10 protein-coding genes and 1 tRNA gene are annotated in these 25,702 nt (G+C 44.1%); 6 read left to right on the forward strand and 5 right to left on the reverse strand.

The window, feature by feature from the left end; all coding sequences use genetic code 11:
* Positions 1-120: 120 nt before the first annotated feature.
* The 5 genes from HXT23_RS00625 to HXT23_RS00645 all read left to right on the forward strand — a co-directional run bounded on the left by HXT23_RS00625 (position 121) and on the right by HXT23_RS00645 (position 19,246).
* Positions 121-9,759, forward strand: coding sequence for a fatty acid synthase subunit beta domain-containing protein (locus tag HXT23_RS00625; RefSeq protein WP_422112909.1), 9,639 nt, complete (start codon positions 121-123; stop codon positions 9,757-9,759).
* A 611-nt stretch (positions 9,760-10,370) separates the two neighbouring features.
* Complete coding sequence (pulA, locus tag HXT23_RS00630; protein WP_422113061.1) at positions 10,371-16,133, forward strand: type I pullulanase; 5,763 nt, start codon at positions 10,371-10,373, stop codon at positions 16,131-16,133.
* Positions 16,134-16,371: 238 nt separating this feature from the next.
* Positions 16,372-16,890 (forward strand): holo-ACP synthase, encoded by a 519-nt coding sequence (locus tag HXT23_RS00635; RefSeq protein WP_422113062.1) that lies wholly within the window; start codon positions 16,372-16,374, stop codon positions 16,888-16,890.
* Between the two features lie 198 nt (positions 16,891-17,088).
* Positions 17,089-17,162, forward strand: a tRNA-Gly gene (locus HXT23_RS00640).
* 125 nt (positions 17,163-17,287) lie between these two features.
* Entirely contained in the window at positions 17,288-19,246 is a 1,959-nt protein-coding gene (locus HXT23_RS00645) for a GH25 family lysozyme (protein ID WP_422112910.1), read from the forward strand.
* Between the two features lie 114 nt (positions 19,247-19,360).
* Here HXT23_RS00645 and rfbA read toward each other — a convergent pair whose 3' ends face one another.
* The 5 genes from rfbA to HXT23_RS00670 form a co-directional block, all read right to left on the reverse strand.
* On the reverse strand, positions 19,361-20,260 hold the full coding sequence (rfbA, locus tag HXT23_RS00650; RefSeq protein ID WP_016636204.1) for a glucose-1-phosphate thymidylyltransferase RfbA: 900 nt from the start codon (positions 20,258-20,260) through the stop codon (positions 19,361-19,363).
* 14 nt (positions 20,261-20,274) lie between these two features.
* Positions 20,275-21,717 carry a sugar nucleotide-binding protein gene (locus HXT23_RS00655; RefSeq protein ID WP_116438667.1) on the reverse strand — a complete coding sequence of 481 codons (1,443 nt, stop codon included), beginning with the start codon at positions 21,715-21,717 and terminating at the stop codon, positions 20,275-20,277.
* A 118-nt stretch (positions 21,718-21,835) separates the two neighbouring features.
* A complete protein-coding gene (rfbB, locus tag HXT23_RS00660; RefSeq protein WP_004129905.1) occupies positions 21,836-22,870 on the reverse strand; it encodes a dTDP-glucose 4,6-dehydratase in 1,035 nt (344 codons plus the stop codon).
* A gap of 80 nt (positions 22,871-22,950) precedes the next feature.
* A complete protein-coding gene (locus tag HXT23_RS00665) occupies positions 22,951-23,622 on the reverse strand; it encodes an ABC transporter ATP-binding protein (protein ID WP_373271617.1) in 672 nt (223 codons plus the stop codon).
* 152 nt (positions 23,623-23,774) lie between these two features.
* The gene (locus tag HXT23_RS00670; protein ID WP_162862698.1) at positions 23,775-24,638 is read right to left on the reverse strand and encodes an ABC transporter permease; all 864 of its coding nucleotides are present in this window, start codon (positions 24,636-24,638) and stop codon (positions 23,775-23,777) included.
* A gap of 177 nt (positions 24,639-24,815) precedes the next feature.
* Here HXT23_RS00670 and HXT23_RS00675 point away from each other — a divergent pair, with 177 nt between their 5' ends.
* Positions 24,816-25,658 (forward strand): NAD-dependent epimerase/dehydratase family protein, encoded by an 843-nt coding sequence (locus tag HXT23_RS00675; RefSeq protein ID WP_116438665.1) that lies wholly within the window; start codon positions 24,816-24,818, stop codon positions 25,656-25,658.
* Positions 25,659-25,702: the final 44 nt, after the last annotated feature.

Below are 25,702 nucleotides of genomic sequence, written 5' to 3' on the forward strand. Positions count from 1 at the left end.
GACGCGACTAGCAACAAGTTCAAATAATCAAAGTCACAAATAATCAAAGTCACAAATAAATCAAAACACAAAACATAAATCTTAAAAATAAAACGTAAACCCACAAACAAAGGAAATAAAATGACAAAATACTTATTTGATGAGCTTGCACAAAATCCACATATTTTAGTTTTTGCAGGGCAATCCACGCCGTGGGTTCAAGCGTTAAAAGACGCGCAAAAAGATGAAGACTTAAACGCTCAGCTTCGCGAGTATAACAATTGCGCCAAAAAACTTCTAAACAACATATATGCGCAGCTTTTAGCAAACGCAGGAAAAGACATAAACGTATTCGACGCTTTAGAATCTGCAAACGAGCGCACGCAAGACGCGCAAATAAGCGTTCCAGGAATCACATTGGCGCAGCTTGCATCTGTTAGCGATTTTACAAATCTTGGGTACAATTTTGAAGTTTGCAAGCCAATCGCAAGTCTTGGGCATTCTCAAGGCGTGATTGCTGCAAAAATGGTAGAAGCGCGATTAGAGGCTGGCTCTTGGCAGGCAGCGCAAAGCAAAATCGCGGAACTTTTGGCGATTGCGTACATAATCGGAGCGGCTGCAGATCGCGAAGCGCGGCTTTTGGAAATAAGCGCAAACGGCAATGCTACTCCAATGCTCTCATTAAAAGGCGTAACTCAAAAACAGGCAGAAGTTTTGATTTCGCGCGTGGATCGTAAGCGTGCCGAAGTTTCGATAGCAGTTAAAAATTCGCGAAATCACATGGTGTTATCGGGCTATCCGCAAGACATGGAGGCTGTTTTAAGCGAAGCGCAAAAAGAAGCGGCTCATTCTAAAAAATTACGAGATATGAAGATGCGCGGCGGATCGGTTTTTGCGCCAATCGCAGAGTATTTAGATGTTACAGTGCCATTCCATTCGCCAATGATGAGCAAAGCGGTAGATAACGCTGAAAAATGGGCAAAAGAAGCTGGATTAAATGCCGATCTTACTAGAAGTCTTGCAAATCAAGTTTTAGTAGAGCAAGTGGATTGGGCAAGTCAAATCAAAAAAACTTTGGCAAATCTGGGCGAATCTGCTAAAGATTTGTGGATAATCGACATGGGCCCTGGAGAAGTGCTTGGAAAGCTTACAAGCGTGCTAGTTCAGGGAAGTGGCGCTGGAATCGTAGAAGCTGGAACAATGGCGTATCGCGCTAATGCGTCTACAATGGATGCTTCTTCCGCAAATTCTCTGCGAACGGGATGCTGGGCGGATTTTGCACCACGCGTAGTAGAAACGCCATTAGGGCGCAAAGTAGTTACAAAGTTTAGCAAGCTAACGGGCAAGGCTCCTGTTCTTCTTGCAGGCATGACTCCAACAACCGTAGACCCGCAAATCGTTGCGGCTGCTGCAAACGCGGGATACTGGGCGGAGCTTGCAGGCGGTGGCCAAGTAACAGAAGAAGTGTTTAACAAGCATGTGGAAATGCTCCAAAAGCAGCTAAAAGAGGGAGCAACTGTAGAATTCAACGCCATGTTTATGGACCGCTATTTGTGGAATTTGCAATTTGGCGCCAAGCGTATAGTTCCAAAAAAGCGCGCTTCGGGAGCGCCAATCGACGGCGTTGTTATTTCTGCAGGAATCCCAGAGCTAGACGAAGCGAAGGAACTTGTTAAAACTCTTCAAGAAGATGGATTCCCGTATGTTGCTTTTAAGCCAGGAACAGTAGATCAGATTCGTCAAGTTATTCGCATTGCAAAAGCTGTTAAGCCAGCAACGATTATTGCGCAAGTAGAAGGCGGATCTGCAGGCGGCCACCACTCTTGGGAGTCGCTAGACGATTTGCTTATTAGCACTTATGCTCAAGTGCGCGAATGCAATAATTTGGTGCTTGTAGCAGGTGGCGGAATCGGCACTCCTTCGCGAGCTGCCGACTACATTAGTGGCGAATGGTCCAATAAGTACGACTTGCCAAATATGCCAGTAGATGCTGTGATGATTGGCACTGCAGCAATGACGGCAAAGGAAGCGCACACAAGCGCGCAAGTTAAGCGCATGTTGGTGGAGACGCCTGGAATTACAGAAGCAAATGATGCGTGTGTGGAAGGTCTTGGCGCAAGTGAAGATCCGTTTGCTCCGATTGGCGAGCGCTGGGTGCCTTCTGGAAAGGTTGTTGGCGGAGTAACAAGCGGATTAAGCCATTTGCACGCAGATATTTACGAGATTGAGAATGCATCTGCGCGCTGTGGAAGGCTTCTTGTGCACATGATGAAGCATCCAGAAGAGCTTGAATTACGTAAAGACGAGGTTATTGCTGCTCTTAACACAACAGCAAAGCCATATTTTGGCAATGTTGAAAGCATGACATACCAGCAATTTGCCCAGCGATTCCTCGATTTATGCTACCCGTGGGCAGATTCCACGTATGCGGATCGATATGCTCATTTGCTTAAAAGAATCGAAGCGCGTTTTGCGTTGCAAGATTCTGGCGAATTTGAGTCAAGCTTGCCTTCTTCTAAAATCATTTTTGAAAATCCTCAAGAAGCTTTGAACAATCTTATTGAAAAGTTCCCAGATGCAGCGCAAACAAACGTTATTCCAATGGATGCCGCATGGTTCCCAACTTTGGTGCGCGAATACCCTAAGCCAATGCCGTTTGTGCCAGTAATCGACAACGATTTGCTTCGCTGGTGGGGCCAAGATCAGCTTTGGCAGTCGGAAGATTCGCGCTACTCGGCAGACGCTGTTCGCGTAATTCCAGGGCCGATTTCTGTTGCTGGAATAACAACAATGGACGAGCCAATCGCAGATATTTTGGGAAGATTTGAAGATGCGGTTATAAAACGTTCGGCTGCTGGCGATTCTAGAGTTTCTCTTGCGCAAAGCGCGTTTAGTCAAATCGCATTTAGTCAAATCGCGTGCGCAAAAAATGTTGAAGAATACGTGCGCGCATGCCCGAATATATCTTGGATTGGTCACCTAACTTCTAATCCTGCTTATAAAACGCAAGATAATAGCGAAAACTACGTTATAAGCGTTGTTAGTGAAGAAGATAGCGTAATTAAGCTTGATTTAGATATTAAATTAGACACATTCTGGGATGATTTAAGCGGCAACGATTCAAGTGCTAACGATTCAAGCGCTAACGATTCAAGTAAGGCTGATAATAGCAATAAGAATCATGCTGTGCGAAGCATTGTGATTCCGCTTATTGTAGATGCGAATCGCGCAGGAGGCGTGCCAGTAGTAGATAGAGATCGCTTGCCAAAGTACGTTTATAAGATGCTTGCAGCTACAGCAGGCATTGGAAACGTTGCGATTACGGGAGATGCTTTAAGCGAAATGCCTAAAGTAGATGAAAGCAGCAAATCGCAAGAAGCGCCATTTGGCGTAGTAAAGTCTTCGTACACGCTTTCTAGAAATCTTGGAATCGATCACGAATCTGCTACAGCTGGGCGACTTTCTGGCGGATTACAGCCGTCTAGAATTGTTCCAGACGCGCTAGTTGGTCCTGCTTGGCCAACAATTTATTCTGCTTTGGGGTCCGTAATGGTAGACGGGTACCCAGTAATCGAAGGCTTGCTTAACGCGGTTCATTTAGACCACCTAATAGAACTAGATGTATCTGCAGATGACCTGCAAAAATATGTTGGAACACGCATAAACCTCACTGGTTGGGCAGAAGATTACGCCGAATCAGCTTCTGGGCGAGTAGTGACAATACACATAATTCACAATGCGCAAGACGGAACGCATCTAGCTCACGAAACAGAACGATTTGCGATTCGCGGTCGAAGCTACAGTGCAGCGCTGCCAAAGCCTGCTGCGCAATACGGAGATGCAGCGGATTTGCACGAATATGATGTAGATGCAACTCCTAGAAGAATGCTTAGAAGAGTTGTTTTGAGCGCGCCTAAAGACATGACGGCATTTGCGCGCACTTCTGGCGATTTTAACCCAATTCACACTTCTTACAGAGGCGCTGCAATATCTGGGCTTAAAGCGCCGCTTGTACACGGAATGTGGCTTTCGGCGGCAGCTCAGCACGTTGCGCAAGCCTTGGACGAAAAAGGCGCGCGCTACGAGTTGATTGGCTGGACGTACAACATGTACGGCATGGTGCAGCTTAACGATAAGGTTGAGATAACTGTTGAGCGCGTAGGAAAAGTTCGACGCGCAGGACTTGCGCTAGAAGTAACATGCCGCGTAAACGGGCAAGTTGTGTCTAAGGCCAGCGCTCTTACAGGCTCGCCGCGCGCCGCCTTTGTATACCCGGGTCAGGGTATTCAAAAGCAAGGTATGTCGCTAGATGAGCGCGCAAAATCGCCAGCTGTGCGCGAAACTTGGCAGCGCGCCGATAAGCTTACTCGCGAAAAGCTCGGATTCTCAATTCTTGCTGTTGTTCGAGATAATCCTAAGGAACTAACAGCAAATGGCGTAACGTATCGTCACCCAGAAGGCTTGCTTAACTTAACGCAATTTACGCAAGTTGCGCTCGCTACTGTTGCTTTTGCACAAACTGCTCGCTTGCGTGAAGCTGGATGCGATATTTGGCCAGCTTACTTTGCAGGCCATTCTCTAGGCGAATACAATGCGCTAAGCTCTTTCGCTCAAATTATTCCGCTAGAAACCGTGTTGGAACTCGTGTTCCATCGCGGATCTACAATGCATCATTTGATTGAGCGAGATGCGCAAGGCCGATCCAACTATAGAATGGGAGCTTTGCGTCCAAACCAGTTTGGCGTAGGAGACGATGGCGTAAACGCGTATGTTGAAGGAATCTCTAAGCAAACTGGCGAATTCTTGCAAATCGTAAACTACAATTTGGCAGGTCAGCAATACGCGATTGCTGGAACAATAAAAGGTCTTAAAGCCTTGGCCGAAGATTCCGCTAAGCGTGCTAAAGAATATGGCGGAAAGCCGCCGTTTATTTTGGTTCCAGGAATTGACGTGCCATTCCATTCTAAGCTGCTTAGAAAAGGTGTGCCAGAGTTCCGCGATAAGCTGGATTCGCTTCTTCCAAAGCATATTGATTACTCTGTGCTTGTTGGACGCTACATTCCAAACTTGGTTGCGTGCCCGTTTGAGCTTACGCGCGAGTTTGCGCAAAAGATTCTAGACGTTGTGCCTTCAAAGCGTATTGAAGCGGCTTTACAAGATGATGCAACTTGGGATTCTTATGCTGCAGACGAGCAAAAGCTTGGCAGATTGCTTCTTACGGAGCTTCTTTCTTGGCAGTTTGCTTCCCCTGTTCGCTGGATTGAAACGCAAGCGCTTATGTTCTCTAGCACTTCTTGCGGCGGATTAGGCGTAGAAGAATACGTTGAAGTTGGTTTAGCGAATGCTCCAACTTTGGCAAATCTTGGCGCAAAAACGCTTGCATTGCCAGAGTTTAGTAGTCAGCGTGTTGCTGTTTATAACGTTGGGCGAGACGAGAGTCGTGTTTATAAAACAGACACCGATTCGCTTGTGCCAGAAGTTTTTGAAGACGATGAAAGCGCGGTTAATGAGCAGGCGGCTGCTGGCGATTCTTCCCAGGAGGCCGCACAAAAGTCGCAAGCAACCGCAACGGCAAGTGCTGCGTCTGCTCAAATAAATGCAAATAATAATGCAAATAATTCTGCGCAAAATGTGCAAAATGCATCAAATGCAGTGCAAAATGTGCCATCTGATTCTGTTGCAGATATTGCATTTAAGGCGTCGGATGCTATTGAAATGCTGATTGCATACAGTGCTAAGATTCGCGCCGACCAAATTGGCGCTGCCGACACAACGGATACGTTAACAAACGGCGTATCTTCTAGGCGAAACCAGCTTTTAATGGACATAAGCTCCGAGCTTGGGGTGCCTAGCGTGGATGGCGCTGCGGAAGCTCCAATGAGCACTCTTAGCAAGCTAGTAAACTCTGCAGCTCCTCGCTACAAGGCTTTTGGTGCCGTTCTTAGCGACATTGTAAGGCAAAGTTTGAGGTCGCTTTTTGGTGCAGCTGGCGTAAAGCCTGCTCAAGTAGATAAGCGAATTACGGAAGTCTATAAGCTTGGCGAAGGCTGGCGTGCGCACGTTTTGGCGGCGCTTGTTTTGCAAACGCGCTCTGGCGCAAGCGTTCGCGGAGGCGATTTGGCGCAGCTCTCTACGCAGCCAGCAAAGAACGCTTCTGCAGCTCAAGCGTTGATTGATTCTGCGATTAATCAAGTTGCTAAACAGCACGGAATTACTCTTGCTCAGCCAGGTTCTGCAGGATCTGGCGCTGCAGGTGGTGCGGTTGTTGATTCTGCTGCGCTTGACGCTTTTGCGCAACAGGTTGTTGGCGCGGATGGCGTTTTGGCTGCCACTGCTAAGTTTGTGCTAGCAAAGCTTGGTGTTGAGACTCCTCAAGTAAAAGATGAAGCGGATGAAAATGCGGCTGTTGTTGCAGCAGTAGAAGCTGAGCTTGGAGCGGATTGGCCAAAGCAGGTGGAGCCTCGATTTGATGAGCGCAAGGCGATTCTTTTCGATGACCGCTGGGCTAGTGCTCGCGAAGATTTGGCGCGTATCTACTACAATTCTGGGTATGATTCTTGCGCAAATAATTCCGAAGATCTTAAGCACGTTAGCGAAATTTTGAACCGCTACGGTAGCTTTGTTGGATTAGGGATCGCAACCGCTCGCGAAGCTGAGTGGTTTGCTAAAAAGTGCAAAGATAATAAATTCAACGGTAATAATCGCAACGATAATAAGTTCAGCGTATTGTCTTCTATTTTTGAGCAAGTCGCAAAAGATGCGCTAAAGTCTACTAGCGATTTGCCAAAGTCGCGCAATCATGAGCATTATGGAGACGATTCGCAAATCTTCTCGAATTGCTTTGAAGGAGATATTGCTGTTGTAACAGGCGTTGCGCCAAATTCGATTGCAGCACGAGTTGTGACTGGTCTTCTAGAAGGCGGAGCTACGGTTATTGCCACTTCTCACAGCTTTAAGCCGAGTGTAAAAAAGTGGGCTAAAGAAGCCTACAGACTTCACGCAACAGCTTCGGCTAAATTGTGGCTTGTTCCAGCAAACTTGTCTAGTTACCGAGATGTTGACGCTCTTGTAAAGTGGGTTGGCACAGTTTCTAAGAAGGTTAGTGGCGCTACAACCACCATTTTGAAGCCTGCTTACAATCCAACTCTGTTCTTCCCATTTGCAGCTCCGCCAGTTAGTGGAACTTTGGCGGATTCTGGTGCGCTTTTTGAATCGCAATCCAGGCTTATGCTTTGGGGTGTTGAGCACGCAATCGCAGGATTTGCTCAAATCGGAGCAGATACAGATGTAAAGCATTGTATGCACGTTGTGTTGCCAGGATCGCCTAATCGCGGTATTTTTGGCGGCGACGGAGCTTATGGCGAAGTCAAGAGCGCATTCGACGCCATTGTTAATCGCGCGCATGCCGAAAAAGTGTGGTCGAATCGCGTAACTTTTGCTCATCCAAAGATTGGCTGGGTGCGCGGAACTGGATTAATGGGTGCAAATGATCCTCTTGTGGAAGCTGTTGAAAGCCGTGGCTTAAAAACCTTTACAACAAGCCAGATGGCAAATCTTTTGCTTGACTTGTGCACTAAAGATGCGCGCGAGCTTGCTGCAAAGGCGCCTCTAGACGTTGATTTAACAGGTGGATTAGGCTCGGAGCCTCTTGACTTGAACGAGCTTAAAGCTCAAGCTTTGCAAGAGAATAGTCGTAAGCAGGCTAATCAGGATGCTTCAAACGATTCTTCAATCAAGTCTGAAGTCAAGTCTCTAAATAAGGCGCTTCCGTCTCCAAATATTCCAACTCAAGCAAGCGTTAACTTGGAAGATTGGAAGAACGTAACAGCAAAGCCGCAAGACCAAATCGTTATAGTTTCTGTTGGCGAGATTGGCCCTTGGGGTTCTGGTCGTACGCGCTTTAGTGCCGAGCAGTCAATCCAAGATGACGGAACGGTTTCGCTTTGTGCAGGCGCTGTTTTGGAATTGGCTTGGAGCATGGGCTTGCTAACTTGGCAAGATTCGCCAAAGCCAGGATGGTACGATGCGGAAGGCACGCTTGTGCCAGAAGAAGACATTGCAGAAAAGTATCGCGACGAGGTAGTGGCTCGCTCGGGAATAAGGCCGTTTGAGACTGGTATGGGCAGCGACTACAAGGATGGAGCAAACGAAGAAGAAGCCGAAATCTTCCTCGACCACGATGTATCTTTCAACGTTGCTACAGAGCAAATTGCGCGCGAATACGTGGCGCTAGACGAAGAGCACACAGAGATTTCTAGCGACCCAGAGTCTGGCGAATGGATTGTTACGCGCAAAGCTGGATCCATGATTCGCGTGCCAAGGCGAGCAGCCATGACGCGCACTGTTGGTGGGCAATTGCCTAAGGGCTTCGATCCATTAAAGTGGGGTATTCCAGCTTCGATGGTTGGAAGCGTAGATCCGATTGCGCTTTGGAACATAGTCTCTACTGTTGATGCCTACATTTGCGCAGGATTTACGCCTTCGGAAATTTTGCAAGCTGTGCATCCGTCTCTTGTTGCATCGACTCAAGGCACAGGATTTGGCGGAATGACGTCTATGCGAAAGCTGTATTTGGATAGATTCCTAAATCACGAAATTCCTACAGACGTGCTTCAAGAAGCGTTGCCAAATGTTGTTGCAGCTCACGTAATGCAAACGTATATTGGCGGATATGGAAACATGGTTCAGCCAGTTTCGGCATGCGCCACTGCTGCAGTTTCGCTAGAAGAAGGCGTTGATAAGATTGCGCTTGGCAAAGCTGACTTTGTTGTAACAGGCGCGATTGACGATATTGGCGTTGAGTCCGTTGTTGGCTTTGGCAATATGAACGCTACTGCAAACAGCGAGGAAATGTACGAAAAGGGCATAAATCCGCGATTCTTCTCGCGTGCTAATGATCGCAGGCGTGGAGGATTCCTGGAAGCGCAAGGCGGCGGCACGATTCTTATTACGCGAGGAGATATTGCGCTTAAGCTTGGATTGCCTGTTGCTGGCGTAGTTGGATTTATTCACTCGTACGCGGATGGTATTCACACTTCGATTCCAGCTCCAGGATTGGGTGCGCTCGCTGCAGGATTGGGCGGCTGCGATTCCAAGCTTGTGCACGATTTGGCGGAGCTTGGTGTTACTCCAGACGATATTGCTGTTGTTTCTAAGCACGATACGTCTACAAACGCAAACGACCCGAACGAGTCTGAGTTACACAATACGCTTGCGCACGCGATTGGGCGCACAAGCGGAAATCCGCTATTTGTGATTAGCCAAAAGTCGCTTACTGGCCACGCAAAGGGTGGCGCATGTGTGTTCCAGATTAATGGCTTAACTCAGCTGTTTAGAAGTGGCTGGGTTCCAATCAACGCTTCGCTTGATTGCGTGGATCCTAAGCTTGCGCGCGACGACCACATGGTTTGGTTGCGAAAGAGGATTCACATTGGCTCTGTTAAAGCGGCTCTTGCTACATCGCTTGGATTCGGGCACGTTAGCGGATTCGTGGCGCTTGTGCATCCTGGTGCGTTTGAGGCGGCTGTGGCAGCTAGCGCTGGCGTGGATGCGCTTAAAGAGTGGCGAGCAAAGGCAAATGCGCGTTTGGCTGCGGGCCATCGACTTTTGCAAGAGGGCATGATGGGTCATGTGCAACTGTTTGAGCCTGTGGAAAATCGCCGTTTGCTTAAAGACGGCACGCGCATGCCAGATGGGTCGCGCTACGATGGGCATGAAGCAGAAAAAGCTATGCTGCTAAACCCAGATGCTCGCTTAGATGCAAGCGGCTATTATTGCTGACGAATCGACGATTTCGCGTTTAGAGCGTAGTGCGGTTTCCTTACTTGGTATTGCGCGAGGTTTGAGTATTTCTCTCCTCGCAGGCGCGCCAACCTGCCAGAGCGCTTAAAGCGTAGCGCGCGAAGGCAATTTGGCGCGCTGAGCCGCTCAAACGTAAAGTCCAGTGGACTTTACGTGCGGCGAAGACGTTAGCGCGCTTAGACCGCGCGAGCGAAACGCCTCGCTCGCTGCGAAAAATCTCGAATCTCCACATAGCCTGGTGAAATCTGCGTAATCTTGTAGTGCGTTTGTATGGCAACACGCCGTAAATTAGGTACAAACGCACTACAAGTTTGTGCGGGTTCGCACTATATGTGTGACTAATATCGCAGTTATATTTTTGACTTTTGTAAAAATTGCAAAAGTGTTATAATGGCTCCTTACGTGCAAAATTGCGAAAAATTCAAGGTGCTTATGGCAATTTGCGTTCAAAATAAGCAATCTTATGTGTAAACCAAAGTTGGTTGTAATAAGAAGTGAAACATAGTTGTGTCACCTATAGTTTTCATGTTTTGCATGGCAATAAAACAATATAGAAGCATGTTTGTGCCAACGGAGGAAAGGATATGCAGATGGTCGCTCATCGCCACCTTGCGTCGAAAATAGTTTCTATGATTGCAGCGAGTGCAATGTTAATAACAGGTTTTGCTGTTGTTGGCAATGCAAGCGCTAGTAGTGAGTCTAGTAATTCTCAATCTAGCAATCTAACTCTTAACCGTAAGGGTGTTATTGTTACTGCGTTCCAGCAAACTTGGAATAGTATTGCTCAAGAATGCAAAACAACTTATGGTCCTGAGGGCGTGAGTTATGTGCAAGTGTCTCCTCCAAATGAGCATGTAAAGGGTACTCAGTGGTGGACTTCTTATCAGCCTGTGAGCTATAAATTAAAGTCAAAACTCGGCGATGAATATGGCTTTAAGAAGATGATTACTGCTTGCAATGCTGCAGGTGTTGGAATCATTGCAGATGCTGTTATTAATCACATGACTGGTGCTGGTGACACTCATACAGAGGGTGTTGGTGGAAGTAAATATAGCGCTAAAGATCAGTCTTTCCCAGATGCTGGATATAAAAAGGATGATTTCCATCAAGATGCTAGTAATATTGAGCACTATAACAATGCGGAGGAAGTGTGGAATCGCAGGCTTGTTGGCTTGCTTGATTTGGATACATCAAAGCAGAATGTGCGCGAGACTTTAGGTAAGTACTTTGCTCATTTGCTAAAGCTAGGTGTTGCTGGCTTCCGTATTGACGCAGTAAAACATATTTCTCCAACAGATATGGCTGCGATTAAAGCTGAAGCTGCAAAACAATCTGGTAAAAATGCGGATGAGATTTGGTGGATGCAGGAGACGATTGGTGATCCTTCTGAAGCTAAAGAAATACAGCCAGATCAGCATTTGAATGAAGGTGAAGTCAACGAATTCCAATATTCGTACCGATTAAAGAGTGATTTTTATGGCTCAATATCGAATCTAAAAAATATTACCAATGGACTTGTTCCAAGCGATAAAGCTTCAATTTTTGTAACTAATTGGGATACTCCTCGCGAAAATTATGTGCGCACGCTTACCTATAAGGATGGTCCTCGCTACGAGCTTGCAAACGCATTTATGCTTGGCTACCCGTATGGAAATCCAAACATTTACTCGGGGTATAGGTTTGAGAATGGTCATAAGGATGATGGTGCGCCTGGAGCGACTGAAGATAAAGTTGAAGATGTAGATTGTTCCCCAACAACTGGTTGGCAGTGCACTCAGCGTTGGACTTCTATTCGTGGAATGGTCGGTTTCTTTAAGGCTGTAAATGGTGCTCAAGTCACTAATTGGCAAGATGACGGCAATAATAACATTGCTTTTAGTCGTGCAGGCAAGGGATTCTTAGCAATAAACAATACGCCAAACGCAAAGAAAGTTTTGTATAAGACTGATTTGCCTGATGGTGAGTATTGCAACGTTTATGAGGCTGGAAATTGCTCTAAGACTGTTAAAGTTACAGATGGCAAAGTTGCTGCGACTATTGCTCCTTATTCTGCAATTGCTTTGCATGTGGATGCGCTTAAGGACAATATTTATGAAAAAGTAAAATCTAATACAGCACGTGACGAATCTGATCCAAAATACAATGTTGACGATGCTAAAGACCAGTCAACAACTGTCTATTTTAATGCTAAAAATAAAGCAGGTAATCCAAGCTCAGTAAATATTCATTATCAAATCGGCAATGATTCTTGGACTGCAGTTCCCGGTAGACCAATGCGCAAAGTTTGCGATGATTGGTTTGCAAGAACAATTCCTAATAATGGAAAACAAATTACTGCTGTATTTAACGACGGTGGAGATAGGTGGTATCACTTAAATAATTCAAATAATGGTAATTTTACTATTCCAGCTGGCGCAAAGAATTATGTAGTAGATGCAGATTTGAAAGGTTCTGAATCTGCTGAAATTCCTTGCAAAGCAGAATCTTCAAAACCTTCTGCATTAAAGACGAAGATTGTTATTCACTACAATCAAAAAAACACGAATAAAGGTGTCTATATTTGGGGTCTTAAAGATGCTCAAGGTAATGAAATAGATGGTGCTTGGCATAAGTTCAATGGTCAAGACGCTTTTGGTAAGACTTACACAGTTGAGGCTGATGGCACTTACGAGGGTGGAAAAGTTGGATTTATTATTACCACTAATCCAGGATCTGATAATAAAAATTGGCATAAGGACGGAGACAAAGATCGTAAGATTTGGCAAATTGAAGATGGTGTTGGCGAAGCTTGGGTTGTAAGCGGGAATGAAGATACTTTTGCTGAACCGCCATCTGAAGTTGCTAACAAGCTTAATAACATTAAAACGTTAAACGTTACTGTTCACTATCGCAGAACAAACAAGGATTACGCTGGTTGGAATCTTTGGACTTGGTACGGTAGTGAGAAGGGCGTAAAGCAAGATTTTACGGCCCATGATGATTTCGGAAAGATTGCAGAATATACGTTCCACAATGATTCTGGCGTAAAAGATCCAAAGTTTATTGTGCGCTATTCCATGCAAGGAAACGATTGGGTTTATAAAGATCCTGGCGAAGGCGATCGCCCAATTCCTGCAAAAGCAATCACTTTAAGCCAAGATGGTAACACTGGCAACGCTGAAATCTGGCTTATGCAGGGAGATAGTAGAGTTTACTTAAGTCCAAACGTAATCAACACAAAGGCTAATGCTTTTAACGCTGATATTACGTCTTTTAAGGAATTTACTGTAAATGTGAGCGGCGACCCTTCGGAAGTTAAGAATGGTGATGTTACTGTAACTGATGTTACAGATTCAAAGAAAAATCAACACAAGACAATAGATATTTCGCAAGTTGCTGTTGTGGATAATAGGATCGTAATCACTGCAAAGAACGAATTAGATCTTAAGAAAATGTATGAAATCAACATTAAGGGTGTTGGTGGAATGCCTAAGACAGTTTCTGCTTCAACTGTTAAAGGCTCTAAGATTGTTCGCACTGATGAGTTTGATCAAAAGTATGCGTACATAGGCGATGACTTGGGTGCTGTTGTAAAAGATGGTTCTACGACTTTCAAGCTTTGGGCTCCAACTGCTACAAAAGTGGAGTTAGTAACTTATAAGTCAACTGATGAAAAAGCACAAGAAGATAAAACACAAGATCTGACTCTTGGTACAGAAGCTGGAAAGCTTGGCGTGTGGAGTATTACTACGAGTGATGCAAAAGTTGGCACTGCTTACACTTACAAGGTTCATTTTGCAGATGGCACTGTTAATAATTCTCCAGATCCTTATGCAAAAGCTGCTGTGAGAAACGGAATGAGATCCGTTGTATTCGGTAAAGATACTGGTAAGCCTGTACCTCGTATGGCATCGTTTGATAAGCGCCCAACTGATGCGACTATTGCAGAGATGAATATTCGCGACTTCTCAATTCACGAAAGTTCTGGCATAGATGGTGCAAAGCGCGGCAAATATCTCGGTGTAATCGAGTCTGATGCTAAAAAAGATGGAAAGCCAACTGGCTTTGATTATTTGAAGTCTCTTGGAATCACTCACGTACAAATCATGCCAATGTATGATTTTGGTTCTGTGAATGAAGCAGGAGATTTGAGTTATGTTGCTACTAACGACAAAAATAGTCCTCACCAAAACTGGGGCTACGATCCAATTAATTACAATGTTCCAGAAGGATCGTATGCATCTGATTCAGCAAATCCTGCTACTCGTATTACGGAGCTAAAGCAAATGGTTAAAGGCCTGCATGATGCTGGCTTGCGTGTGATTATGGATGTAGTTTATAACCATGTTTATAACGCGCAAAAGAACGCTTTTGGCCAAACTGTGCCAGGTTACTACTTCCGTTACAACGATGACGGCAGCTTGTCTAATAGATCTGGTTGCGGAAACGATACTGCTTCAGAGCGCAAAATGATGCGAAAGTATATTGTTGACTCTGTAAAGTATTGGGCTAAAGAGTACGGTATTGACGGCTTCCGTTTTGATTTGATGGGATTGATTGACCTTGAAACCATTAAGGAAGTGCGTGAAGCTGTTTATGCAATTGACCCGAACTCGATTATTCTTGGCGAAGGCTGGGATATGAGCCAATTGCCTTATGGAAACCGCACTATTCAGCCTAATGCGTATAAGCTTGCTGGCAATAATGGCGTTGCGTTCTTTAACGATTCCTTCCGTGATGCTGTAAAAGGCCAGGGAGATGATGGTGTTACTGGATTCGTGTCTGGAAACAGATATAGCGACAATCTGGTAATGCAAAATCTTTACGGCTGCCAGCCTGGAAATGCAAGCTGCACTGGTAGGCGCTACGCGAATGCTGGTCAGACTGTGCAATATGTTGAAGCTCACGACAATCTTAATCTTTATGATAAGTTGAAGAAATCCTTGACTAATGAGACAGAAGAGAATCTTAAGAAGCGAGTAATGCTTGCTAATTCGCTTGTAATGTTTGCGCATGGCATGCCATTCTTTGAGCTTGGTCAAGAGTTCTTACGAAGCAAGAATGGTAATGCTAATAGTTACAATGCTGGCGACGGCGACAATTCCGTTAAGTGGGATTTGGTTAATAAGAATTCCGATGCTGTTGAGTACTTCAAAGAGTTGATAAAGCTAAGAAACGAGATTCCAGCGTTACGCGATTCCGAATATTCTGATGTTAATAAGAATATGCATTGGATTAAGAGCAGTGATGGAATTAATGCGTTTAGTGTTGATAGCAACAATAAAACGTATGTGTTTATTTTCAATGCTAATAGTAGTGAATCTACTGTGAATATTAGCAAAGGAAAGTATCATGTGCGCATTGCCGATGGAAAAGCTAACAGCGATGAAGTATCAAAGTGTCCTGAAATTACTGTAGATGACAATGGAAATTACAAGGTTTCTGCTCTTTCGACTGCTGTGCTTGTGAAGGATGCTGAAAAGAAGGACGATAATCCTTTTGCAAATCTTAAGGCTGATGATGTTCTCAAATATAAGATGAATCCTTTAGATATTAATAAGTTGAAGGATGAATCTAAGCCTGGTACTCAGCCTGGTACGCAGAATTCAAATCCATCTACGCCTGGGCATGAACAAACTCCCGGCACTGTAACTCCTACACCGCAGCCACCTGCTCCTGGCCCTGTAGTGCCAAATCCAGCTCCAGCGCCTGGGCATGAGCAAACTCCTGGTCAAGTGACGCCTGCTCCGTCTCCGTCACCAGCTCCTCAGCCTAAGCCATCTGATCATGAAACTCCAGATAAGCCAGGTCAGACTAAGCCAGGTCAGTCTAAGACTGAAACTCCATCTGAGAATTCTGCACCAGCTAAACCAGCAGAATCTGCTCCAGTGCCTGTTGCTCCACGAACAGTTCAGCAGCTTAATCCAGAATTAAGGGGAACTCTCAGTGTTAGTAACAATAACGTTGCAACTGCAGGTGTTGTGAATAGTGTGAGAATTAATGTTGTAAACAGAGAGTTCACCGAGCGTTTGCAGCGTGACGGAGTAGTTTATGCTTACGCGTACATTTACTCGTCTCCACGCTTGCTTAAGGGTGCCGATGGCTCAAAGTTTGTTGCTGTTCGCATGGTGAATGGCAAGCCTCAATTTGATGCTCAATTCCCATCTGGATACTCTGGTAAACACACTGTTTTGCTTGTAGACGAACATGGAAAACAGTTAGCGTGGACGGATATTACTGTTGTTAACAATAGTGATTCGAGACGTGATAGTTTCCATTTGCAAACTGGTAGCAGTGTTATTACTGTGTTTGCGGTATTCATTGTGCTTGCTTTTGCTGCAATTATTGTTCGCTATAAAGTTGCATTTAGATAGATTTGTGACTTTGGGTTTTAGAGCAAAGCGCTTTGACTGCGTTTCCGCACTTTGTACCAAATTTAGGGCAAATTTGGTACAAAGTGCGTCACATCATTCGCGCTCTACGCTTGTGTTATATTTGTCTCAGCCGTGAGACGTTTGTAACGTTTTTTGGCCAAAATTCGTTATATTTGCATCATTGATGAGACAAATATAACGCAAGTGTAGTGCCCAGAGTAGTTAGGAAGTGAGTTCAATGATTGCAGGCATTGGTTGCGATGTTGTTAATGTTGCGGATTTTGCGCAACAAATGCAAGATGGCAATGGGTGGCGCTCGCTATTTTCTACGCGTGAGCTTAGGCAGTGCGCTATGCGAGCACACTTAAAAAACGACGCTGAGGCGATTCATGTTGCGGCTCGCTGGGCTGGTAAAGAGGCGGTTATAAAAGCGTGGTGCGAAGCGATGAGCACTCTTGGTTTGCAATATCCGTATACTTTAGACAACACTCCTTGGGCAAGTATTGAGATTTTAGACGATTCGCATGGATGCCCGAGTGTTCGACTTAGTGAAGACGTTAATCAAAAGCTTCTAGAATCATTACACGCGCCAGAGGCGACTAATCCGCATGAATCCGACAGCGCTAATGTAAGCGTTAATGGTGTAAATCGCGTAAATCACCCTAATTGGCGTGTGTCTTTAAGTCACGATGGATTAGTGCAAAATTCTTCTGCTATTGCACTTGCGTTTGTTGTTTTAGAGTTACGCGAGTCTTAATCATAAAACCTTAATCATGCGAGCATGCAGCGAATTTTACGCATGAATGTGTATTCAATGTGCGTCAAATGTGCAAATTTTCCGAGAATTGCACAATTTAGCGCGAGTGTCGAAAGTTGCTTTAGTTCTAAACAGTCTGTATAATTAATCGAGTTGCTGTTTTGCATGGTAACTAATAGCTTGCAAAATTTGCATATTGCGGATGTAGCTCAATGGTAGAGTATCAGTCTTCCAAACTGATGACGCGGGTCCGATTCCCGTCATCCGCTCCACTTTTATTCTTACTTTTGTTCTTATTTGATTCCATTTTGTTTTCATACACACATGTTTTAAGCTGTTTGCGCATGTTGGTATTGTTGTAACAGTTAAACACGTAAAACATGTGTCTGGAGGGATTTTGGGACAGTTTATTGTACGTGTAATTGCAAGTTTAGTTTCTATAGCAACATCTCTTGTTGTAAATTCTGCTCCTGCGTTTAAAGTAGAAAATCGTTTGGATTTTAAGAATGTTGCTTCCAAAGTCGCAGATGTCGCAGATGGTGAAAATAGTGCGGAATTGTCAGATAATGGCACTAACACTGTTGAAGAAGATCAATTAAATGCGTTTTCTAATGGCGATTCACGCAATGATTCTAAGTTGCCTAAAAAAGTGGCATCTTCCTTTACAAACAAAGACGAAGTTGTTTCTTCAAAGTATGCGATTGCAGATAATGGAGAATTAAAGTCACTTAAAACTGGCCAAACTGTTACCGACTCTAAGCTTGTTGGAACTAAAGATAAGCAGCCAGATCCACTCGCTAAAAGTAACGGTGAACGTTTTACGCCTATAACTGTTGGCGATTTGCGAAAAGAGATAAAGCGCGAAAATTCGAGCAGCACTAATGCTGATTTTTCTGCCACCAATAACACTCCGATTTCTAGCAAAAAGCGTGTTGAAAATAAGCGTTCTCTTAGAAAAAATAAGGTTGTTCTTATAAGCTCTAATCAAAAAAATCCCGAAGAAACTGACTCAAACGAAAAAAGCCAGGAGTCACAAGCTTTAGAATCTAGAACATCCACGTATACAACTTATGGATCGGTGCGTAAGATTTCTTTGCCAACAAACGGCTTTGGCACTAGGTGGGGAGACTACAACGGAACTCAGGCATTCTATGATGGCAATGGAAGCCTGTTTGCGTACAACGCCAGTGGTGTGATTGATGTTTCCGAACATCAAAAAGAAATTAACTGGGCTGCAGCTAAGGCAGCTGGCGTAGAAGGCGCGATTATACGTATTAGTTACGGCTGGGAAAACGGCTACGATAAATACGCTTTGCGAAATATTAGAGAATGCAAGCGTTTAGGTATTCCGTTTGGAATCTACATGTATTCTTACGCCGAAAAACCAGAAGATGGTGCTAACGAGGGCGCAGACGTTGCAAGTCTTCTTAGGCGTGCAGGCGTTAGCCCAGGCGACCTTTCTTACCCTGTTTACTACGATCTTGAAAAATGGGTTTGGGCTGGCCACACTGCTCCAACTAGCCCATACGTTTACCAAAACATTGTTTCGTCTTGGTGGAATCAGCTGTATAACGCAGGATACACAAATCTTGGCATTTACTCATATGCAAACTATTTGAAAGGCCCGCTTAATTCTCAATACATTCACGATCGAGCAAGTTGGGTTGCTAGCTACGGCGCAACTCCGCTATTTAACATTAGAACGGCGTTGCGCGGATGGCAGTACACGTCTAAGGCTCGCATATCTGGTATTGATGGAAATGTTGACGTTAGCGCGTTTGGAACTGGTCCAAATTCTCCAGTAACACAAACTAGCGTAGACTTTACATGGATTATTCGTAATAACGATATTGCTGTTGGAGCTGCTGTTACAGGCAATTTGAATAGACGCTTGGAATATCGTTGGCTTTCTTACGATTTATCCACTAAGCAATGGAATACAATCTCCGATTGGAGTGTTGGCAATTGGGCATCTTGGGTAACAAGCAATGGCGATTATTGGCTTCATTGCGAAGTTCGAGATGCTTACACTTATAAGTCGCTTGGAACTAAAACAATTGCCTTCCACTACCAAGTAAACAATCCTGTTGAGCCTGAGTTTGTTGAAAAAACGATTGTTTCTGGAACTTACGCAGCTTGGCAAGGAAGTAGCGTTCTCTTAGGCGCTGTAACGAATAATCCTAGTGGATATACGATTATTAAGATTTACGATTACAACGCTAAGCAGTGGGTGAGCCAATTTAAGGGGCCATGGGCTTTGTGGAGTCCTCATCCTGGAATTTATTGGACTCATTTCGAAGCGTATTCAAAAGATGGTAAGCTTCAAGACACTAAGACTTATGCTTTTGGAGTGTGATTCTTAATCTTTATGTAACTTTATGTAAAGATAGAAAAAGTCAGTAAATAAAATAAAAAGACCGTGCGTAAACAGCTCGGTCTTTTTGTTAAATTAAGTTATTAATTTATTTTACTAATCTTCAAACAAATCTTTAGATATAATAATGCGATTTTCAGCAACCTGCTTTAAGTGCTTGCCATAGTTGCTTTTACCATATTTTTCTGCAGACTCAAGTAAACGCTCGCGACTAATCCACTGATTTTCGTACGCAATCTCCTCAAGCACTGCGATTGGCAGCCCTTGCGCTCGCTCTATTGTGCGCACAAATTCGCCCGCTTCGTAAAGCGAGTCCATTGTGCCAGTGTCTAGCCACGCGTATCCGCGACCAAGAGTCATAACGTTTAGAGAGCCATTTTCTAAGTACATTTTGTTAAGGTCTGTAATTTCAAGTTCTCCGCGCGCGCTCGGCTTAACTTGTTTTGCAAACTCTGTAACTCTGGAATCGTAGAAGTATAAGCCTGTAACAGCATAGTTTGATGCTGGATGTTCCGGTTTTTCTACTATGCTAACGGCCTTGTGATTTTCGTCAAATTCCACAACGCCGTATCTTTCTGGGTCGTCTACGTAGTAGCCGAATACTGTAGCGCCGTGTTCTACGTGTGCAGCGCGCTTTAGAATTGCTCCCAAGCCATTTCCGTAGAATATATTGTCTCCAAGAACAAGCGCGCAAGAATCGCCATTTATAAACTCTTCTCCGATTATAAATGCTTGAGCAAGTCCGTCTGGCGATGGCTGAACTTTGTAAGATAAGTTGATTCCAAATTGCTCTCCGCTTCCAAGCAGCCTTTCAAAATTCGGCAAGTCTTGAGGAGTGGAAATCACAAGAATATCTCGGATTCCAGCCATCATAAGCACGCTAAGAGGGTAATACACCATTGGCTTATCGTAAACTGGCAAAAGCTGCTTAGACGTTACTGTAGTAAGTGGGTATAGGCGTGTGCCAGAACCGCCAGCAAGAATAATGCCTTTCATCTTTGAAACATCCTTTACTTGTTGTTTTGTTCAATTCTATTTACGTAAGATTCAAGCAAATCTTCCCAATCGCCTGGCGTAAATCCAGTGGACTCGATTTTTTGCAAGTCAAGTGCGCACTTGTGTGGTCTAGGAGAGCCATTAGATATGCGCGTGTAATCGTCTACGCGATTTGCTTCGATTTTGCTTGTGTCTACATTAAGTTGTGTAAACACTTTTTTAGCAATATCGTGCCAAGACGCGATTTTGCCAGATCCTGTAAGATTGTATGTTCCGTATTGTGCCTGAGTGTTTAGAAGATGGAACATGCCTTTTACTAAGTCGCTTGCAAAAGTGAGTCTGCCAGTTTGATCTATTGGTGCTTGAACACTAACAGATTCGCCATTTTTGCAACGGTTTGCAAAGTCAATCATTCGCGTTACAAAGTTTCGTCCTTGCCCAACAATCCAGCTTGAGCGAATAATATAATGCTGTGGAACATTTGCTACTAGAGAATCTGCTGCAGCTTTTGTTTCGCCGTACACGCCTAGTGGCGCAAAGTCTTCGTTTTCTTTGTGATTTTCTTGAGTGCCGTCAAAAACATAGTCGCTTGAAATATGCACAAGAGTAATGTGGTGTTCTTGCGCAATTTTTGCAAGATTTGCCACTCCTTTAACGTTGCTATTCCACGCGGCTCTTCGCCCTTGTGGCGTTTGCGCGCCATCTACAGACGTGTATGCTGCAGTGTTAATAATCGTTCCGTACAAATCCCAGTCGTAGCTGTTGTAATCGTCTTTATTTGCTATATCGAAGCTATCTAAGTCTACGTACTCAAATCCTTCTAAATCATGCTCTTTAGCATAGTTTTGTATTGCGCGACCAAGTTGACCATTGCATCCAGTTACAAGAGTGCGCTTTGGCGCCATTGGCTTTGCGTCTTTTAGCATTGGATGGTGTAAGTCTGCTTCGCTGCGCTCGGATTCTTCGAGCGGTATTGGCCAGTTAATGTGTAAATCTGGGTCTGCAAGGTTTACAAAAGTGTATGTTTTCTTTTGCTCTAGCGACCAATGTGCATTTACTAAATAAGTGTATGCTGTGCCGTCTTTCAAAGCTTGGAAGCTGTTTCCTACGCCTCTAGGCACGTAGATTGCTTTGCTTGGGTTTAGTGTGGTTGTGTACACTTGACCGAAGCTTTGCCCTGGTCTTAAATCTACCCATGCGCCAAATACTTCGCCAGTAGCAATGCTTATGTATTTATCCCATGGTTCTGCGTGGATGCCTCTGGTTACTCCGCGTTTTTCGTTGAACGAAATGTTGTTTTGCACAGGTCCAAAGTCGGGGAGACCTAGAGCCGTCATTTTGGCGCGCTGCCAGTTTTCTTTGAACCATCCGCGGTTGTCTCCGTGCACTGGAAGATCGAACACGATTAAACCTGGAATATTGGTTTTTGTAACGCTTAGTTCTTTTTCAAATTCCATAGCATCCTGCAAATTCTTTATTTTTATTAGATTTATGACTATTTTTGGCTAGATTTGCAAACTATTACATACAAGTTGCATGCAATCTTCGTACAAGCAAGCTTGACTTTTATGCGATTCACTGTCCTTGTGCTTTATATTTCGCTTCGGTTGCGCTTTTAGCGCCTTCCCACCATGCTCGATTTTCTGTGTACCATTTGATTGTTTGCTCTAAGCCTGTTGTAAAGTCTGTGTGCTTTGGCTTCCATCCAAGCTGCGTTTGCAATTTTGTGCTGTCGATTGCATAACGGCGATCGTGGCCTGGGCGATCTTTTACAAGGTCAAAGTCGTCTGCATCTTTGCCCATCATTTCTAGAATCATGCGCAAAACTGTTATATTGTTTTTCTCACCGTTCGCGCCAATCAGGTATGTGTTTCCAAGTTCTCCCTTTGTTAGGATTGTCCAAACAGCGCTGCTGTGGTCTTCAGTGTGAATCCAATCTCGCACGTTTAATCCTTGGCCGTATAGCTTTGGTCGAATACCCTCTAAAATATTTGTGATTTGTCGAGGAATAAACTTTTCAACATGCTGGTATGGTCCGTAGTTGTTTGAGCAGTTGCTGATTGTTGTGTGCAAACCGTATGTGCGGGTCCATGCGCGTACCAGCATATCGCTTGCAGCTTTTGTGGAGCTGTATGGGCTGGATGGGTGGTATGGCGTTTCCTCTGTGAATTTGGCTGGGTCATCTAATGCCAAATCTCCGTACACTTCATCTGTGGAAATGTGATGGTATCGAATGCCGTACTTTCTAACTGCTTCTAGAAGTCTAAAAGTGCCTTCAACGTTGGTTTTAAGGAATGGTTCAGGGTCTGCAATGCTGTTGTCATTATGCGATTCTGCAGCGTAGTGCACAATCGCGTCGTGCCCTGGAACAAGCTTATCTAAAAGCTCAGCATCGCAAATATTGCCGTGCACAAAATCAACTCTGTCTTCTGGCAATCCTGCAATATTTTCAATATTTCCAGCGTACGTTAACGCGTCTAATACTGTTACGTGCGTTTCTGGGTGATTGTTCACTACGTAGTGCACAAAATTAGACCCAATAAAGCCACATCCGCCAGTTACAATTATGTTTTTTGGCTCAAAGTTTGTTGTGTTACTCATGTTTTCCATAATATCCTCTTATATGCCTTTTGCTTTTTAGTTTTGATTATTGTTTATGTTTTTTAAGTTTTATTGCTTAAGATTTTCGTTTATGCTTTATTGTTTAAGCTTTCTCGCATTGCGTTAAATGCTGGCTCGGCTTCACCGTCGTAAATCATGTGTGAATGAGACAGCACTATGCAGCGAGAGCAAAGTTGCTTAATCTGATCTTCGCTGTGCGAAACAATTACCATTGTTTGCCCTCGTTTTTGCTGCTCTTTAAGCCTAGTAATGCACTTGTGTTGGAAAGCTTCGTCTCCAACTGCAAGAATTTCGTCGATTAAGAATATGTCTGGATCGCTGTGCGCTGCTACAGAAAACGCCAATCGTAAGAACATTCCAGAAGAGTAGAACTTAACTTCTGTGTCCATAAAAGGCTCTATTTCGCTAAAGTCTACTATTGATTGGTATTTATCGTCTATTTCTTCTTTTGTCATTCCAAGAATTGCGCCGTTAAGATACACGTTTTCGCGACCAGTTAAGTCGGCAGCAAATCCTGCTCCAACTTCGATTAGTCCTGCGATTCTTCCGCGCGCGCAAACTTCGCCTTCGTCTGGTTGCATAACTCCAGAAAGCATTTTAAGCATAGTGGACTTTCCAGAGCCATTCATGCCTATTAGTCCAACAGTTTCGCCGCGTTTAATAGTAAAACTAACATTGCTTAAAGCTGTAAAGTTTTGTGTCTCGTGCTTTTTAGACGGCGGTGTTAGCAAGTTTACAATCGACTCTTTAATCGAATGATTTGCTCGCAGCGAGAATCGTTTAGTAACGTTAGAAACGCTTAACACAACGTCTTCTGGAAGTGTGTTATAAGGCTTATTCATATATAACTCCTGCTGCTCTTAAAAGTAAAATCCACAAAATCTTAGTAAGCTTAAATTTCTTGAGCAAACTTGCCTTCAAGATGTCTAAATGTAACTTCGCCAATAAGTAGTACAGCAAATGCAACTACAAGGCTTTCGCAAAGTCTTAAAGACCAAGCTCCTGCAAATTGGAAAGTGCGATCTGTGGCATTTAGCCAGAATCCGCGGTGGAATGCTTCAACGCTTATTGCAATAGGATTTGCATAATACATCTCTAAAACCCATCGTGGTGCGTGAGCTGCAACCATCTGCCACGTGTAGAAGCACGGCGCAAGCCATACAGCAACCATTGCTACCAAGTCTGTAATGTTTTCTGCATCTCTATAAAAAACGTTTATTGCTCCAAAGAATAATCCAAGACCAAACGCAAACGTACACACGCTAATAAATCCGATTATTGCCACTATTACGCCTGCAAAATCTGGAATCCACCCCATGCATAATGCTCCGATTATAAGCACGATTACTTGTGGGAAAAAGTGTACAAAAGCAACTCGTAGCGATGCAAGTGGGAATAGTTCTCTAGGAAGATAGATTTTTTGTATTAAGCCAGCATTAGAAAGTATTGATCTTGTGCAATTAGAGAATGCTTCTACAAAAAAGTTTGTTACTATGATTCCGCTAAAAAGGTACAGTGGGTAGGCTTGAATGCCACCTCCGCGGCCAAGTCCTAAGAAAATTCCCATTGCAACGTAGAACACTACAAATTGTGTTATTGGCTTTACGTACGTCCAAGCCATACCGAGCCAAGAACCGCGATATCTTATGCGTACTTCTTTTTTTACAAGTAAGCCAAGCAAATAAAGGTATCTTGGAATGTCAATCAGACCTTTGCTTCTACCAGGGTGATAGATGGCGTCAGACTTTGTTGTCATCGCTGCCTTTCTTACAAAATTTGCAGTGTGCATGCACGTATAACTTTGTTAAGTTTACATTTGGGGATTGATTTGTGCTAATAACTATCACGTGTTTTGTGTTAGTTTGCTTTTGTTTATAGCTTTACTGTGCTTGGCATGTTTGAAAGTTTTTATACGCTGCTAAACTGAAAAATTATGAGTAAGCGAATTCTTGTTACTGGTGCTGGTGGATATATTGGTCGTCACGTTGTTAAAGCTCTTTTAGATGCAGGCGCTAGCGTAATTGCTTCCGACTTGCGTTTAGATGGTGTTGATGAGCGCGCAACGCGTATTGAAGCGAATATTTTTAGCGATGATGCTGATTTGTTTGCAAAGCTTGGGTCTCCAGACGTTTGCTTGCACATGGCTTGGCGCAACGGTTTTAAGCATGCTGCAGACACTCACATGGAAGATTTATCGAATCATTATCGATTTATTCGTCTTATGCTTTCGGGTGGCTTAAAGCAGATTGCTGTTATGGGTTCTATGCACGAAGTTGGCTACTGGGAGGGCGCTATTGACGAGAGCACGCCTTGCAAGCCAGCTTCTATGTATGGCATTTCTAAGAATGCTTTGCGTGAAGCTACTTTGCTTTTGGGCAAAGAGTATGATGCCACTGTTCAATGGATTCGTGCGTACTACATTGTTGGCGACGACGCTCGTGGAAACTCTATTTTCTCTAAGCTCCTTCAAGCGTCTCTTGAAGGAAAGAAGACTTTTCCGTTTACTACTGGAAAAAACAAGTACGATTTTATTAATGTAGACGTGTTGGCTAAGCAAATTGCTGCAACCGTTTTGCAAGATAAAGTAAATGGCGTAATTAATTGCTGCACGGGTGAGCCTGTTTCGCTTGCGGATCGCGTTGAGCGCTACATTCGCGAGAATAATCTTGATATTTCGCTTGAGTATGGCGCATTCCCAGATAGACCATACGATTCTCCAGCAGTTTGGGGAGATAATAGCAAAATCCAAAATATTATGAGTGATTTTCTAAAATAGTTATTGCAAATCGTAACTTTTCTGGATTTTTAATGCTAAATTAT

Source organism: Gardnerella sp. DNF00257 (genome assembly GCF_049262745.1).
Taxonomy (GTDB): Bacteria; Actinomycetota; Actinomycetes; order Actinomycetales; family Bifidobacteriaceae; genus Bifidobacterium; species Bifidobacterium piotii.